Source organism: Shewanella sp. WXL01 (assembly GCF_012263345.1).
In the GTDB taxonomy this organism is placed as follows: domain Bacteria; phylum Pseudomonadota; class Gammaproteobacteria; order Enterobacterales; family Shewanellaceae; genus Shewanella; species Shewanella maritima.
This window is the reverse complement of sequence record NZ_JAAIKQ010000006.1, coordinates 86,589-100,790: the sequence shown is the minus strand read 5'-3', so window position 1 is coordinate 100,790 and position 14,202 is coordinate 86,589. Positions and strand designations below refer to the sequence as shown.

At 45.9% G+C, this 14,202-nt stretch carries 11 protein-coding genes; 10 read left to right on the top strand and 1 reads right to left on the bottom strand.

Annotation, left to right across the window (positions count from 1 at the left end; genetic code table 11):
* Positions 1-3: 3 nt before the first annotated feature.
* The 8 genes from G3R49_RS14325 (at position 4) to tilS (ending at position 10,326) form a co-directional block, all read left to right on the top strand.
* The gene (locus G3R49_RS14325; protein ID WP_130603577.1) at positions 4-501 is read left to right on the top strand and encodes an OmpH family outer membrane protein; all 498 of its coding nucleotides are present in this window, start codon (positions 4-6) and stop codon (positions 499-501) included.
* 5 nt (positions 502-506) lie between these two features.
* The gene (lpxD, locus tag G3R49_RS14320; protein WP_167870149.1) at positions 507-1,526 is read left to right on the top strand and encodes a UDP-3-O-(3-hydroxymyristoyl)glucosamine N-acyltransferase; all 1,020 of its coding nucleotides are present in this window, start codon (positions 507-509) and stop codon (positions 1,524-1,526) included.
* Positions 1,527-1,623: 97 nt separating this feature from the next.
* The gene (gene fabZ / locus G3R49_RS14315; RefSeq protein WP_130602087.1) at positions 1,624-2,085 is read left to right on the top strand and encodes a 3-hydroxyacyl-ACP dehydratase FabZ; all 462 of its coding nucleotides are present in this window, start codon (positions 1,624-1,626) and stop codon (positions 2,083-2,085) included.
* Positions 2,082-2,852 carry an acyl-ACP--UDP-N-acetylglucosamine O-acyltransferase gene (lpxA, locus tag G3R49_RS14310; protein WP_167870148.1) on the top strand — a complete coding sequence of 257 codons (771 nt, stop codon included), beginning with the start codon at positions 2,082-2,084 and terminating at the stop codon, positions 2,850-2,852. The genes fabZ and lpxA overlap by 4 nt, the downstream gene beginning before the upstream one ends.
* A gap of 9 nt (positions 2,853-2,861) precedes the next feature.
* Entirely contained in the window at positions 2,862-4,004 is a 1,143-nt protein-coding gene (gene lpxB / locus G3R49_RS14305) for a lipid-A-disaccharide synthase (RefSeq protein WP_167870147.1), read from the top strand.
* 354 nt (positions 4,005-4,358) lie between these two features.
* Positions 4,359-4,982, top strand: coding sequence for a ribonuclease HII (gene rnhB, locus G3R49_RS14300; protein ID WP_167870146.1), 624 nt, complete (start codon positions 4,359-4,361; stop codon positions 4,980-4,982).
* 198 nt (positions 4,983-5,180) lie between these two features.
* A complete protein-coding gene (gene dnaE, locus G3R49_RS14295) occupies positions 5,181-8,657 on the top strand; it encodes a DNA polymerase III subunit alpha (RefSeq protein WP_167870145.1) in 3,477 nt (1,158 codons plus the stop codon).
* Positions 8,658-8,679: 22 nt separating this feature from the next.
* Entirely contained in the window at positions 8,680-10,326 is a 1,647-nt protein-coding gene (gene tilS, locus G3R49_RS14290; protein WP_167870144.1) for a tRNA lysidine(34) synthetase TilS, read from the top strand.
* A gap of 71 nt (positions 10,327-10,397) precedes the next feature.
* On the opposite strand, the gene G3R49_RS14285 is transcribed toward tilS, so the two are convergent.
* Positions 10,398-11,279, bottom strand: coding sequence for a GGDEF domain-containing protein (locus G3R49_RS14285; protein ID WP_167870143.1), 882 nt, complete (start codon positions 11,277-11,279; stop codon positions 10,398-10,400).
* Between the two features lie 157 nt (positions 11,280-11,436).
* On the opposite strand from G3R49_RS14285, the gene G3R49_RS14280 reads away from it, so the two are divergent.
* Together G3R49_RS14280 and G3R49_RS14275 are read left to right on the top strand one after the other, a co-directional pair.
* Positions 11,437-13,392 (top strand): monovalent cation:proton antiporter family protein, encoded by a 1,956-nt coding sequence (locus tag G3R49_RS14280; protein WP_167870142.1) that lies wholly within the window; start codon positions 11,437-11,439, stop codon positions 13,390-13,392.
* 515 nt (positions 13,393-13,907) lie between these two features.
* Entirely contained in the window at positions 13,908-14,159 is a 252-nt protein-coding gene (locus tag G3R49_RS14275) for a hypothetical protein (RefSeq protein ID WP_167870141.1), read from the top strand.
* The last annotated feature ends 43 nt before the right edge of the window (positions 14,160-14,202 follow it).

The window sequence follows — 14,202 nt, the reverse complement described above, 5'->3', positions numbered from 1 at the left end:
AAGATGGTAAATCGCGCTTTAGTTACACTGGCATTCCTTGCAGCACCTATGATGGCTCACGCAGAGAAAATTGCAGTAGTCGATATGGGTGCCGTTTTTGAGCAGTTGCCACAGCGCGAGCAAATCTCAAAGCAACTAAAATCGGAATTTGGTGACCGTGTTGCTGAAGTGCAACAGATGCAAGAGAAGATGCGCACGTTAGCTGAAAAAGGTCAGCGTGACGGCGCGCTTATGTCAGAAGCTCAAAAGACTGAATTACAACGTGAACTAGAAGGCCTTCAAGCTGACCTACAACTAAAAGGTAAGGCACTTGATGAAGACATGCGTCGTCGCCAAGGTGAAGAGCAAAACAAGTTGCTGATCAAGGTTCAAACTGCAATTAACACGATTGCTGAACAAGAAAAGTTCGACATTGTTTTACAACGTGGTGCAGTGGTATTTGTTAAGCCTGAAGCAGACATTAGCAACAAGGTTGCTGAAGCACTAAGCAAAGGCCAATAAGATTTATGCAAGCAGTAACGTTACAACAACTTGCTGAGCATTTAGGCGCAACGGTTAAAGGTGACGAGTCGATTGTTATCTCAGCTGTTGCAACCTTGGCTGATGCGGTAGAAGGGCAAATCACCTTTCTTGCCAACAGTAAGTATCGCTCTCAGTTAGAAGCAACCAAAGCAAGTGCTGTTTTACTCACAGAGGCTGATGCACAAGGCTTTGCTGGCAATGCCATTATTGCAAAAGACCCTTATGTCGCGTTTGCAAAGGTGACTCAGCTACTTGATACCACACCTGATGAAGAATCGGGTATTCACCCAAGTGCAGTGATCCATGCTACAGCTCAGGTTGGCGCAGGCGCTGCAATTGCGGCTAACGTCGTCGTTGGTGCCAATGTCATTATCGGCGAGAACGTACAACTTGGCGCCGGCACTGTGATTGGTAATGATTCAATCATAGGTTCAAACACTAGATTGTGGGCAAACGTTACTGTCTACCATGATGTGCATATGGGGCAGGATTGCCTAGTTCAGTCAGGGACTGTGATAGGTTCGGATGGCTTTGGCTATGCCAACGAGCAAGGGCAATGGATTAAAATTCCGCAAATTGGTGGTGTACGTATTGGCGACAGAGTTGAAATTGGTGCTTGTGCCAGTATCGACCGTGGTGCTTTGTCTCATACTGAAATTCACGATGGCGTGATTTTAGACAATCAGGTACAAATCGCTCATAACGTGGTGATTGGCCAAAATACCGCAATTGCAGGCGCAACAGTTGTTGCTGGTAGTACTACTATTGGTAAGTACTGTGTGATTGGTGGTGGGTGCTGTATTTCAGGACACTTGACCATTACTGACGGTGTACACGTCACTGGTAGCACCAATATTACTCACGCTGTGCGTGAGAAAGGAGTGTATTCCTCAGCCACAGTCGCCACCGATAATAAGCTATGGCGTCGCAACACAGTAAGGCTACGCCAGTTAGATGACTTATTTACTCGAGTTAAAACCATCGAGAAGTCGTTAAAAGATTAAAGCAAGTATTAAGCTTGCTTGTTTAGCACGAAGCAGCGCGAGAGCTAAACAACAAACTTTGTAAGATGTAGAGCGAATTGCTCCCAAAGGATTTAGTGTGTCAAATGAACTAAACACCATGGATATCCAAGAGATTTTAAAGTATCTGCCTCATAGATATCCATTCTTATTGATCGATCGGGTGTTAGATTACCAAGTCGGTGACAGCCTACATGCGATTAAGAATGTCACTATCAACGAGCCTTTTTTCCAAGGTCACTTTCCAGTGCAGCCTGTCATGCCTGGCGTGTTGATTTTAGAAGCAATGGCACAAGCTACTGGTCTATTGGCATTCAAGACGATGAGTACTGAACCATCGGCAAATGTACTATATTATTTTGCAGGTATCGACAAAGCGCGCTTTAAGCAAGTTGTTGGTCCTGGTGATCAAATCCACTTTAAAGTGAAAATGATCAAGGAACGCCGCGGGATTGGCGTTTTTGAAGGTGAAGCATACGTAGATGACGAACTAGTTTGTTCTGCTGAAATCATGTGTGCACGCAGAGAGATTGAAAAGTGATAGATAAACTCGCGTTTGTACATCCTGATGCCAAAATTGGCAACAATGTCACCATCGGCCCTTGGAGCTACATTGGCGCAGGCGTTGAAATCGGTGACGATACTTGGATCAGCTCACACGTTGTGGTGAAAGGTCCAAGTGTTATCGGCAAAGGAAACCGCATTTTCCAATTCGCCTCAGTAGGTGAAGATTGCCAAGACTTAAAGTACGCTGGTGAGCCAACAACACTCATCATGGGCGACAACAATATTGTGCGTGAGTCAGTCACAATTCACCGCGGTACAGTGCAAGACAACAGCGAGACTCGCATCGGTTCTAACAACCTGTTTATGGCGTATGTACATATTGCCCATGACTGTGTAGTTGGTGATAACGTCATTATGGCAAACAACGCCTCTATCGCAGGTCATGTTCACGTTGGTAACTCAGTTATTCTTGGTGGTATGACTGGTGTGCATCAGTTTGTTCATATTGGTGATCATGCGTTTACTGCTGGCTCGTCGACTATTTTCCAAGACGTGCCTCCGTTTGTGATGGCGTCTGGCAGCCCGGCTATACCACGCGGCTTAAATGCTGAAGGTCTTAAACGTCGCGGTTTTGCTAAAGAAACTCAGCACGCTATTCGCCGCGCCTACAAAGCACTTTACCGTAAGAATCTTACTGTTGAAGAAGCTATTGCAGAAATGCAAGTTGATGCTGAGCACGACGAGCATATTCAAAAGATGATCGACTTCGTACAAGGCTCTTCCCGTGGCATTATTCGTTAAAGGCTTTTAATGAGCACCAACAACGCAAAAGTATTTGCCCTAGTCGCCGGAGAAATCTCCGGCGATATTTTAGGTGCTGGATTAATCAAAGCGCTGAAACAAACCTACCCAGATGCCAAGTTTATTGGTATTGGTGGTCCACGTATGCAAGCTGAGGGATTTGAGAGTTTATTCTCAATGGAAGAGCTAGCAGTGATGGGGATTGTTGAGGTGCTCTCTCGCTTGCCTCGGCTGATAAAAGTACGTGCTAGCCTTATTGAGCAAATTGTCACTGCCAAACCAGATTGTTTTATCGGAATTGACGCGCCAGATTTTAATATTGGTTTAGAGCTTAAGCTTAAAAACCGAGGAATTAAAACGGTTCACTATGTCAGTCCGTCAGTGTGGGCATGGCGTCCAAAGCGCATTTTCAAAATAGCCAAGGCAACCAATATGGTACTGTCGCTACTGCCTTTTGAGAAAGCGTTTTACGATAAACATCAAGTGCCTTGTACTTTTGTTGGTCACACACTTGCTGATGATATCCCTCTTGAAAGTGACAAGCTTGCCGCTCGTGAGCAGCTTGGACTTGATAATCAAGCTGAGTATTTAGCTGTATTGCCAGGCTCACGCGGTGGTGAGTTAAAACAGCTGGCTGAGCCATTTGTTAAAGCCGCAGCGTTAGTTAAACAGCAATATCCTGACGTAAAAATTGTCACGCCACTGGTTAATGAAGCGCGTAAAAACCAGTACCTGGAAGCATTAAAGCAATATGCCCCAGATTTGGAGATTGAGCTTATTGATGGTCAGTCTCGAGAAGTGATGGCCGCTGCTGATTACATTTTGCTAGCATCAGGCACAGCGACGCTTGAAGCCATGCTGGTTAAGCGCCCGATGGTGGTGGCATATCGCGTTAGCCCAATTACTTACAATATTGCTAAGCGCATGATGCTTATTAGTAATTACTCGCTGCCAAATCTGCTTGCTGGCGAGACTATTGTTCCTGAGCTCATTCAAGATAACTGCACACCAGATAACATAGCTGAAGCCGTCATTAAGCAAATGAATAGTGACTTTACGCCATTGCATGAAAAATTTGTTGAACTGCATGAGCAGCTAAGACAAGACGCCAGTGCCAAGGCCGCTAAGGCTGTAATTGAGCTTGTTGATTAGGGCGTGTTGATCTTTCAAGATTATTTTTGCAGCTACTTGTTGGAGATTTATACAAGGCAGCGACTTTGATGTGTGGTTGTTCCACATGATAAGTCGTTAACGCAGTAGAAATGACAACAAGTGCTGCCTGAAAGGTTCGTTTAAAAGCACTTTACTCTTTGTTGTGAGCGAATTTGTTTAGGTGACTAGACGTCATCGCTCACGCCGCGATTAAAGTGCTTTTAATTCGAACAAATTCTAATCAGCAAAGTTCAACACGCCCTAGTAGCGATTACCATCGCGGCGCAGCACGGCTGCACAACAAAAGCGTTGCAACGTAAAATGCACAGTAAAACCAAAGAGTAACCATATACCATGCAATTCCCTGCCGTTATTAAAGGGCTTACCCCTGAGCAAGCCGAGCTTTTGTCTAGCGGATTAGTTGCTGGCGTTGATGAAGTTGGTCGTGGGCCGTTAGTAGGCGATGTGGTTACTGCAGCTGTTATTCTTGACCCGAGCCAGCCGATTGCTGGGCTAAATGACTCGAAAAAATTGAGTGAGAAAAAACGTCAGGCACTTTATAACGAGATTTGCGATAAAGCGCTTGCGATAAGTGTGGGTCGCTGCTCGCCGCATGAGATTGACGAGTTGAACATTCTTCATGCCACTATGCTGGCGATGCAGCGCGCAGTTGCAGGACTCAGTGTTAAACCTGAGAAAGTCTTGGTCGATGGAAACCGCAGTCCGGATTTCGGTATTGCATCTCACGCCGTGGTAAAAGGCGATGGTTTGGTCGCAGCGATTAGTGCTGCATCGATTATTGCTAAAGTCACCCGTGATGAAGAAATGAAAGCCCTTGATGCACGTTACCCGCAATATGGCTTTGCTAATCACAAAGGCTACCCAACCAAAGCGCACTTTGAAGCATTGGAGCAATACGGCGTGCTCGATGAGCATAGAAAAAGCTTTAGACCCGTTGCAGAGCGGCTTGAGAAATAAACACTCGCATTGCCATAAAGTTGGCTTTTTACCCCAATTGTTTGCCTTGGTGATAGCGCACAATAAAGCCACAAATAGCTGTGGCTTTGTTGGTTATTACCTAAGTAGTTTGATAACCTAACTCATCTATCTGAACTCATTATCTTTAGTTCAGATTTCACCAAGCTTAATAAAAACAACGAATCCAAAAATATTGCCATGACAGATCCTCGTTTCGTTCATTTACGTGTTCACAGTGACTTTTCCATGTCAGACGGTGTCGCCAAGGTTAAACCCATTTTGGCCGCCGCTGAAGAGCAACAGATGGCAGCGATTGCGTTAACTGACCAGAATAACTTATGCGGATTAGTGAAGTTTTATGACGGTTGCCACGGCAAAGGCATTAAACCCATTATTGGCGCTGATTTTTGGATGCAGGTGCCAGGCTTTGATAATGATTTTTGTGCATTGACTGTCATTGCCATGAATGATGCTGGCTATTTAAGCCTTAAATTGCTGATCAGTGAGGCCTACTCAAGAGGGCAAATTGACGGTAAAACCGTTATTGATCAAGACTGGCTGAGCAAATACAACGACGGCATTTTACTGCTATCTGGTGGCAAAGACGGCGACATTGGTAAGGCCCTAATTAAAGGCAATATGACTCAGGCTCATGAGCTGGTTGAGTTCTATCAGCAGCATTTCGCTGACCGTTATTATCTTGAGCTTATTCGTACTGGTCGAGCAGATGAAGAGCGTTATATTCAAATGGCAGTGGAGCTGGCCTCTGAAGTGGGCTTGCCTGTTGTTGCGACCAACCAAGTGGTATTTTTAAAAGCAGAAGATTTCGATTCTCACGAAATCCGTGTTGCGATTCATGATGGCTTTACGCTAGCCGACCCCCGTCGCCCTAAAAAATACAGTGAACAACAATATCTACGCACATCTGATGAAATGTGCGCCTTATTTGACGATATTCCATCAGCCTTAAGCAATACTGTCGAAATTGCCAAGCGTTGCAACGCGACGGTTAAATTACACGAGTACTTCCTACCTGATTTTCCAACCGGTGATCTCTCGATTGATGATTATCTGGTTGAAGTGTCGCGCACAGGCCTGCAAGAACGCTTAGAGTTTTTGTTCCCTGATGAGCAAGAACGAGCTGAAAAACGTCCTGAATATGATGAGCGTTTGGAAATTGAGCTAAAAGTAATTAACGATATGGGCTTCCCTGGTTACTTCCTTATCGTAATGGAGTTCATTCAATGGAGTAAGGATAACGATATTCCCGTAGGACCAGGGCGTGGTTCGGGTGCGGGCTCTTTGGTTGCTTACGCACTTAAGATTACTGACCTTGACCCACTCGAATTTGACTTACTGTTTGAGCGATTCTTGAACCCTGAACGTGTATCTATGCCCGACTTTGACGTCGACTTTTGTATGGATAGACGTGATGAAGTTATTGACCACGTAGCTGAGCTATATGGCCGTGATGCGGTATCGCAAATTATCACCTTTGGTACCATGGCTGCAAAAGCGGTTGTGCGTGACGTGGGCAGGGTGCTTGGGCATCCTTATGGTTTTGTTGATCGCTTAACTAAAATGATCCCAGCAGAGCCTGGGATGACACTTGCTAAAGCCTTTGAGGTTGAACCATCACTGCCTGAAGCTTATGACGCAGATGAAGATGTGCGCGAGCTTATCGACATGTGTCGCCGCCTCGAAGGTGTGACACGTAATGCGGGTAAACACGCAGGTGGCGTGGTTATTTCACCGACCACCATTACCGATTTTGCGCCGCTTTATTGCGACAGCGAAGGGTTAAATCCAGTTACTCAGTTTGATAAAAACGACGTAGAAACAGCGGGACTGGTTAAGTTTGACTTCTTAGGGTTACGTACACTTACCATTATCGACTGGGCGCTGCAGATGATTAACCCGCGCCTAGCGCGTGAAGGGAAAGAGCCGGTCCGCATTGAGGCGATTCCACTGGACGATCTCAAATCATTCAGACTGCTGCAACGTTATGAAACTACAGCGGTGTTCCAGCTGGAATCTCGCGGTATGAAAGATCTGATTAAACGCCTGCAGCCAGATTGCTTTGAAGACATGATCGCACTGGTAGCGCTGTTCCGCCCAGGGCCACTGCAGTCGGGCATGGTAGATAACTTTATTGAACGTAAACACGGCCGTGAAGAAGTATCGTATCCCGATCAGCAATATCAGCATGAATGTCTAAAAGAGCTGTTGTCGCCAACTTACGGCATTATCTTGTATCAAGAGCAGGTGATGCAGATCGCTCAGGTTATGGCAGGCTACACCCTAGGTGGCGCAGATATGTTGCGTCGCGCTATGGGTAAGAAAAAGCCAGAAGAAATGGCTAAGCAGCGCGGTACCTTTAAAGAGGGCGCTATCAATAACAATATTGATGGCGAACTGTCGATGAAAATCTTCGACCTGGTAGAGAAATTCGCAGGTTATGGTTTTAACAAATCGCACTCAGCTGCTTACGCACTAGTTTCATACCAAACCTTGTGGTTGAAAACCCACTTCCCAGCTGAATTTATGGCGGCGGTAATGTCTGCCGATATGGATAATACAGACAAGATTGTTACCCTAGTTGATGAATGTGAGCGTATGGGCTTACCGCTTATTCCACCTGATGTGAACAAAGGCTTATTCAAGTTTACCGTTGATGATGAGCAAAACATTGTTTATGGCATCGGCGCGATTAAAGGTGTGGGTGAAGGCCCGGTTGACTCTATCCTTGAAGCACGCAAAGACGGTCCATTTAAAGACTTATTTGATTTTTGTGCCCGCATTGATCTTAAAAAGCTTAACAAGCGCGTGATTGAAAAGCTGATCGCCGCCGGCGCCCTTGACAGTTTAGGTCCGCACCGCGCAGCAATGCATGCAACTCTGCCTGAGGCGATAAGCGCCGCAGCGCAACACGCAAAAGCTGAGTCTATTGGGCAAAGTGATATGTTTGGCCTACTGAACGACACGCCAGAGGATTCTAAGCAGCAGTTTGTTGAGTGTACGCCTTGGCCTGACAAAGTTTGGTTAGAGGGTGAGCGAGAAACACTAGGCTTGTATTTAACCGGCCATCCAATTAATCAGTATCTTAAAGAGTTAAGGCAGTACACTTCAGGGCGCCTTAAAGATGCGCACCCGACAGGTCGCGGTAAAACCATTAAGATTGCTGGTCTGGTTGTGGGTACACGTGTGATGGTGACTAAACGTGGCTCAAAAATGGGGCTAGTGACGCTTGATGATAAAAGTGCTCGCCTCGAAGTGATGTTATTCACCGAAGCGTTTGAGAAGTTCGGTCATCTGCTAGAAAAAGATAAAATCTTGATCTGTGAGGGTGAAGTCGCCGTTGATGACTTCTCTGGTGGCAATCGCATGAACGCGCGCAATATTATCGAGATTGGCGAAGCCCGCAGTCACTTTGCAAAAGCCGTTGAAATCAACCTGCAAGCAGAGCAGGTCACCCCAAAGTGGTTAACTGATTTTGAACAAACCCTCACGCCTTGGCGTGGCGGCGCCGTGCCGGTAGTGATCACTTACTCTCAAAATAGTGCTCAGGGGCAATTGCAGTTAGGCGAGCAATGGCGAGTTAACCCAACTGACGAGTTAATGCTAGATTTAGAAACTCTGGTAGGCTCCGCGAACGTTAAAATTTCCTTTAACTAGGCTAGCTTGTAGCGAAATGACCATGACGACAGGCAAGGAAACGGCAACCAAAGGTGAGGCTCTAGTTACTCAGTTAGTCAGTGAGATAGCACAGCTTTGTCAACAAACAGGGCTTCTTGATAATGCAGGTGAGTCGTCATGCTCTGGGCAAACAAGCAGCCCTGAGCAAGAGTGTAGCGCAGGTCTAGGTAATAAGTTAGTACTGGCTTACAGTGGCGGTCTGGACTCACAAGTACTTTGCTATGTACTTGCTAAGTTTATGTTTATCTACCCAGTGCCAATCAAATTGGTTCATGTGCACCACGGTCTAAGCCCAAATGCTGATACCTGGGCGGCGCATTGTTTAGCAAAGGCGCAGCACTATCAGCTCGATATTGCAATTGAGCAAGTCACAATTACTAAAGCGCCAAGGCAAAGCCTAGAAGCATTAGCACGCAGTGCCCGTTACCAAGCTATCAATAAACACCTCAATGTAGGTGATGTATTACTCACCGCCCACCATCAAGATGATCAACTTGAAACCCTGCTGCTTGCGTTAAAACGCGGTCAGGGGCCAAAAGGCTTGGCGGCCATGGGGAAGTTGCAGCCGCTTGCTATATCGGCAGGCAACGAAGCTGTTGAGGCTTTGCAAGCTCCAGATACTGCGCGAGCGTGTATATGGCATGCAAGACCAATGTTAGATGTGAGCCGGGATGATATTGAGCAAATCGCGCAAACATTTGCCATCACTCATATTGAAGATGAGAGTAACAGTGATGATAAGTTCGACCGTAACTTTCTGCGCAACCAAGTTATCCCACTTTTAAAAGCGCGCTGGCCTAGTATTGCTGTGACCGCATCACGTAGTGCAAGCTTGTGTGCTGAGCAGCAGCAGATGATCGAGAATGAAGCTAAGCTGCGACTAAACCACATGCTGAGCAACCAGAGTGGCAACGATCAGCAAAGCCTCGAAGACACATTATTTGGAAATCAAGGTTTATCACTTGAATTGCTGTTTGCGAAAACACCCCAATGGCAGGCCGCTATTTTAAGGCAATTTATCCAAGCTAAGCAGTTAAACACAGGTGCTGAATTGCCAAGCAAGCTGGTGCTATCGCAAGTGTTAACTCAGTTAGCGCAGGCTAAGCAAGATGCCAATATTGAAATTCAATGTGGTAACGCAGTAATCAAACGATTTAATCATTGCGCATACTTGGTGAGTAATGATGTGCTCAACTGGCAAGCTCAGGGTGAGCAGGCTAATGCAATCGCAGGGCATTTATCATCTCTGTGCGATCCCGCAACTGTGTCTGGCGTAACCTACGCCTCAGATAATGTCGCAGTGAATGCCACAAATGAAGTCGCTGGCGAATCTCACTATCAACTTAGTATTGCCACAGCAGGTACGCGCTTAAGGTTACCCAAGAACGGCGAAAATGTAGAAGTGAGCTTCGGCGCCGCCAGTGGTAAGCTCAAGTGTCAGCCAGCGTTTGTTCATAGTTATCGTAATAAACCCCGTGAGCTTAAAAAACTATGGCAAGAGTGCCAAGTGCCACCATGGAGGCGCAATCAACTGCCAATAGTGTTTTATGGTAACGATTTAGTGGCGGTAATGGGCTTGTGGGTCGATAAACGCTTTTGCGCTTTAGATGAAGAGTTGGGGATTGTGATTGAGCTACTTGATAAGTAACCCAATCGGTATTATCGCGGACATCCATCAATAGCTATCACTATTAGAGTGACAAGCGAGTTGTTTGCTGGCTAGTGACTAAATACCTTGTAAGTATTACGACCGGCTGCTTTTGCACTGTACATAGCGCGATCAGCGCGATCAAATAACATATCTGCACTCACCTTATGTTGCGCCTGGGCAATACCTAGACTGCATTTCACATCATAGCGACACATTTGTGTATCTTCAGCCGCAGCATCTATGATGCGCTGGCATATAATCTGCGCGGCGCTGATATCACCTTGGGTAATAATCACAAACTCATCGCCACCGAGACGAAACGCCTGATCGGTACTTCGAGTGGCGTTTTGTAATAAATCTGCAAAGTTGCGCAGCATACAATCGCCAATTTGGTGCCCATAGTTGTCGTTTAGTTGTTTAAATCTGTCTAGGTCTGCCACAATTAATGTCATGTCATCCAGTTTGCGTTCACTTCTGGCAATCGCATGCTTGATTGCTTGCTGATAGTAATGGCGGTTGCCCAGTTTAGTTAAGTCATCAAACATAGCCTGATTAGACATGGCTTGGTATTTAATGGCATTGTTGAGAGGCTGGATCATTAACTGCTCAATTTGTTTGAGCTTTTTAACGTCAGCTGCACTCAGTTTTTGCGTAAGCTGATAGATAAATTGGTACTTTGTCTGATGCTCTTCAACTGAGCGCTGAAATTCAATACCACGGCGACGACCCCAGGCAAATTGATGCTGGTTGATATTTAGCTGAACCCCAGACAGCGGCAAATGCTGTCCGACAATGTTGCCGAAGCAGGAAAATACCGTCCTAGGATCAAGGCTGGCATGTAGCATTTGCATAATTTGTACTTGGTCAATTTCTGGGGTTAATTGCTCATAAACGTCGCCGCGATACCATTGGTCGTCGGGGTAAAGTTCAGTTACTGAGGCAAAATCCATAATCATGCTCCGAAAAACACATGGGGTTTGATACAAACTTGCACATCTTGTGCCACAAAGGTTTTTTCTATATTTATTAGTAGTTTGTTATTTGTGCGTATTTTTGATAATAATCTTACTGTGACCAATGGCGAATTTTTGACGGAGGTAGACTGACATGGAACATGGCTTGCTCGTTCATATTTTAGCCATGCTGGTGATCGCCATTATTGCTATCGCCTTACTTCGTCGTATTGGTTTACCGCCTATTCTTGCTTATTTACTGACAGGCGTTGTCAGTGGCCCAGCCGGGTTCCATTGGTTTACCCAGCATCAAATGCACTCTGTGGCTGAGTTAGGTGTGGTGCTATTGATGTTTACCCTTGGCCTTGAATTCTCTGTACCTAAGTTGTGGTCAATGCGCCGCACTGTATTTGGTTTAGGTAGCATGCAGATGACCATTACTGCGCTAATTGCTGGCGGTATGGCGTTGCTAGTCGGGCAGGGCATGGTTGCCGCCATTGTGATTGGCTCTGTTATCGCGCTGTCATCAACCGCGATTGTATTGAAACTGCTCAACGAGCAAGGATGGCTGCGTCGCCGCCACGGTGAGCTGTCTATTAGTGTATTGCTATTTCAAGACCTAGCGGTTATCCCATTACTTATTCTATTGCCACTGCTCGCAACCGATGGCTCTCAGGTTAGCTTTAGAGAACTCGCCTGGGGCCTATTTACCGGTATTTTGGCATTTATCGCCTTGATGTCTTTTGGTAAGTGGGTATTGCCTCGCATATTCGATGAAGTTGCGCGTTCCCGTACTAATGAGCTTTTTGTGTTATCAACCTTGGTGGTTGCGTTAGTTACTGGTGCTTTTACTCAATGGCTGGGCTTGTCGATGGCGTTGGGCGCCTTTATCGCAGGCATGCTACTTGGTGAGAGTCAATACCGCCGTCAGTTAGAGGCGGACATCAGACCGTTTCGCGATCTGCTGATGGGCTTATTCTTTATCTCCATCGGCATGTTGCTGGACTTTGGCTTGGTAATCCAATACTGGTGGCAAATTTTATTGACTTTAGTTGTAGTGTTATTTACTAAAGTTGCCGTGGTATTTGGCTTGCTACGTCTTGCGGGGGAGAACGCCAAAGTTGCCTTAAGTTCAGCGTTAAGCCTTGGCCAAGTCGGTGAGTTTAGCTTTGTTGTGTTAGCACTTGCGGTGAACTACCAATTACTGGCCGCTGAAGTCAGCACTATTTTGGTTGCGGTGGCAGTGCTGTCTATGTCTATCGCCCCTTGGCTAGTGCGCCACAGCATTGATATTGCCGAGCGCTTTGTTGGCCATATCGCGAAGCAAAATCAGCAGTTAGAGCAAGCTGACTTTCCAGTTATTGAACAGCAAAGTGACTTGGTTATCATCCTTGGTTATGGCCGCGTCGGTCAGACAATCTCGCGCTTTCTGAAAACTGAAGATGTGCCTTACTTAGTGCTTGATCTCGACCCTAAGCGGGTGAGTGAAGCCAAAGCCGCTGGCGAGCCAGTCTATTTTGGCGATGCTTGTCGTATGAGTATTCTAAAGCAAGCTGGGATCCGTAAAGCCAATTTGGTGGTGGTGACGTTTGGTGAACCAAGGCAAGCTGAAGAGGCGCTATCACTTTGCCGCAAGCTCGCACCAGAAACGAAGATACTGGTGCGCACCAAAGATGATGAGTACTTAGGTGAGTTAAAAGAGGCTGGGGCGACTCAGGTTATTCCCGAATCGCTTGAAGGCAGCCTGATGTTGGTATCGCAAGTGTTGTATAAATGCGGCGTGCCGCTACCTCGTATTATCAAGCGTTTGGAGTCTGAGCGGCGCAATCACTACCAGTATTTACATGGATTTTTTACTGGCGCTGAGACAGATTTCACTTTAGACACCATGCACGCGGTGCCATTACCTTCGGGGGCAACTGTTGTCGGGCGTGAGCTATCGAGTATTCCTTGGCGTAGCCTCGGGGTTGAGCTACGTGCTATTCGCCGTCGCGGCGAGGAAGTGAACTCACCGACAAAAGATTGGGTATTGGCCAAAAATGATATTTTGATGCTGGTGGGTAAACCTCGCAGTATTGAGAAAGCGGAAGAGTATCTATTACAGAATTAGTGCAGTTCAGATATGGTGCTTGCAATTAATTATTTTGGCGACAGCTAGCTTTAGATGTTGTTGATTTTGATGTTGTCATTGATTAACTAGTTTACTTGGAGTTGTTTTAATCGGCAGCCTCTATGATTTCATTGTTAACGCCCATTATTTCATAAATAAAAATCATTATCATTTGCATCTGTTTCGTTATTGAGGTAATTTACTGGCATTAACTTAGATTTACATGCCTAGGGCGTGTTGATCTTTCAAGATTATTTTTGCAGCTGCTTGTTGGATATTTATACAAGGCAACGACTTTGATGTGTGGTTATTCCACATGATAAGTCGTTAACACAGTAGAAATGACAACAAGCGCTGCCGGAACGGTTCGTTTAAAAGCACTTTACTCTTTGTTGTGAGCGAGTTTGTTTAGGTGACTAGACGTCATCGCTCACGCCGCGATTAAAGTGCTTTTAATTCGAACAAATTCTAATCAGCAAAGATCAACACGCCCTAGTTAAATAGCCGAGGTCGATATGCAAATTTCAATTGTATTGTTAGCTAGTCTAATTTGTTTTGCTGCGGTGTGGGTGATGAAAGAGCGTGAGTCAGTACTTACAGCACCGGTAAGATTACTCCTCGCTTCAAGTTTAAGTATTGTTGCGCTATCTATGTTGAGTTTTGTTTACGGAGCACAAACTGCGGTAATGGCGTTTATCCTGGTCGGCGCAGTGATGTGGATGGCGGTGTCGATGGCAAGGTTATCTAAGTTCCAGTTTAAGAGTTAAGTCGTTTCAGCAATTCACTCATTGCCGTTATCAACTAATGGAC

Excerpts from the sequence above, each read along its gene's own strand:
- G3R49_RS14325 (WP_130603577.1), top strand. The coding sequence starts at position 4 with ATGGTAAATCGCGCTTTAGTTACACTGGCATTCCTTGCAGCACCTATG.
- lpxD (WP_167870149.1), top strand. The coding sequence starts at position 507 with ATGCAAGCAGTAACGTTACAACAACTTGCTGAGCATTTAGGCGCAACG.
- lpxB (WP_167870147.1), top strand. The coding sequence starts at position 2,862 with ATGAGCACCAACAACGCAAAAGTATTTGCCCTAGTCGCCGGAGAAATC.
- rnhB (WP_167870146.1), top strand. The coding sequence starts at position 4,359 with ATGCAATTCCCTGCCGTTATTAAAGGGCTTACCCCTGAGCAAGCCGAG.
- dnaE (WP_167870145.1), top strand. The coding sequence starts at position 5,181 with ATGACAGATCCTCGTTTCGTTCATTTACGTGTTCACAGTGACTTTTCC.
- tilS (WP_167870144.1), top strand. The coding sequence starts at position 8,680 with ATGACGACAGGCAAGGAAACGGCAACCAAAGGTGAGGCTCTAGTTACT.
- G3R49_RS14285 (WP_167870143.1), bottom strand. The coding sequence starts at position 11,279 with ATGGATTTTGCCTCAGTAACTGAACTTTACCCCGACGACCAATGGTAT.
- G3R49_RS14280 (WP_167870142.1), top strand. The coding sequence starts at position 11,437 with ATGGAACATGGCTTGCTCGTTCATATTTTAGCCATGCTGGTGATCGCC.
- G3R49_RS14275 (WP_167870141.1), top strand. The coding sequence starts at position 13,908 with ATGCAAATTTCAATTGTATTGTTAGCTAGTCTAATTTGTTTTGCTGCG.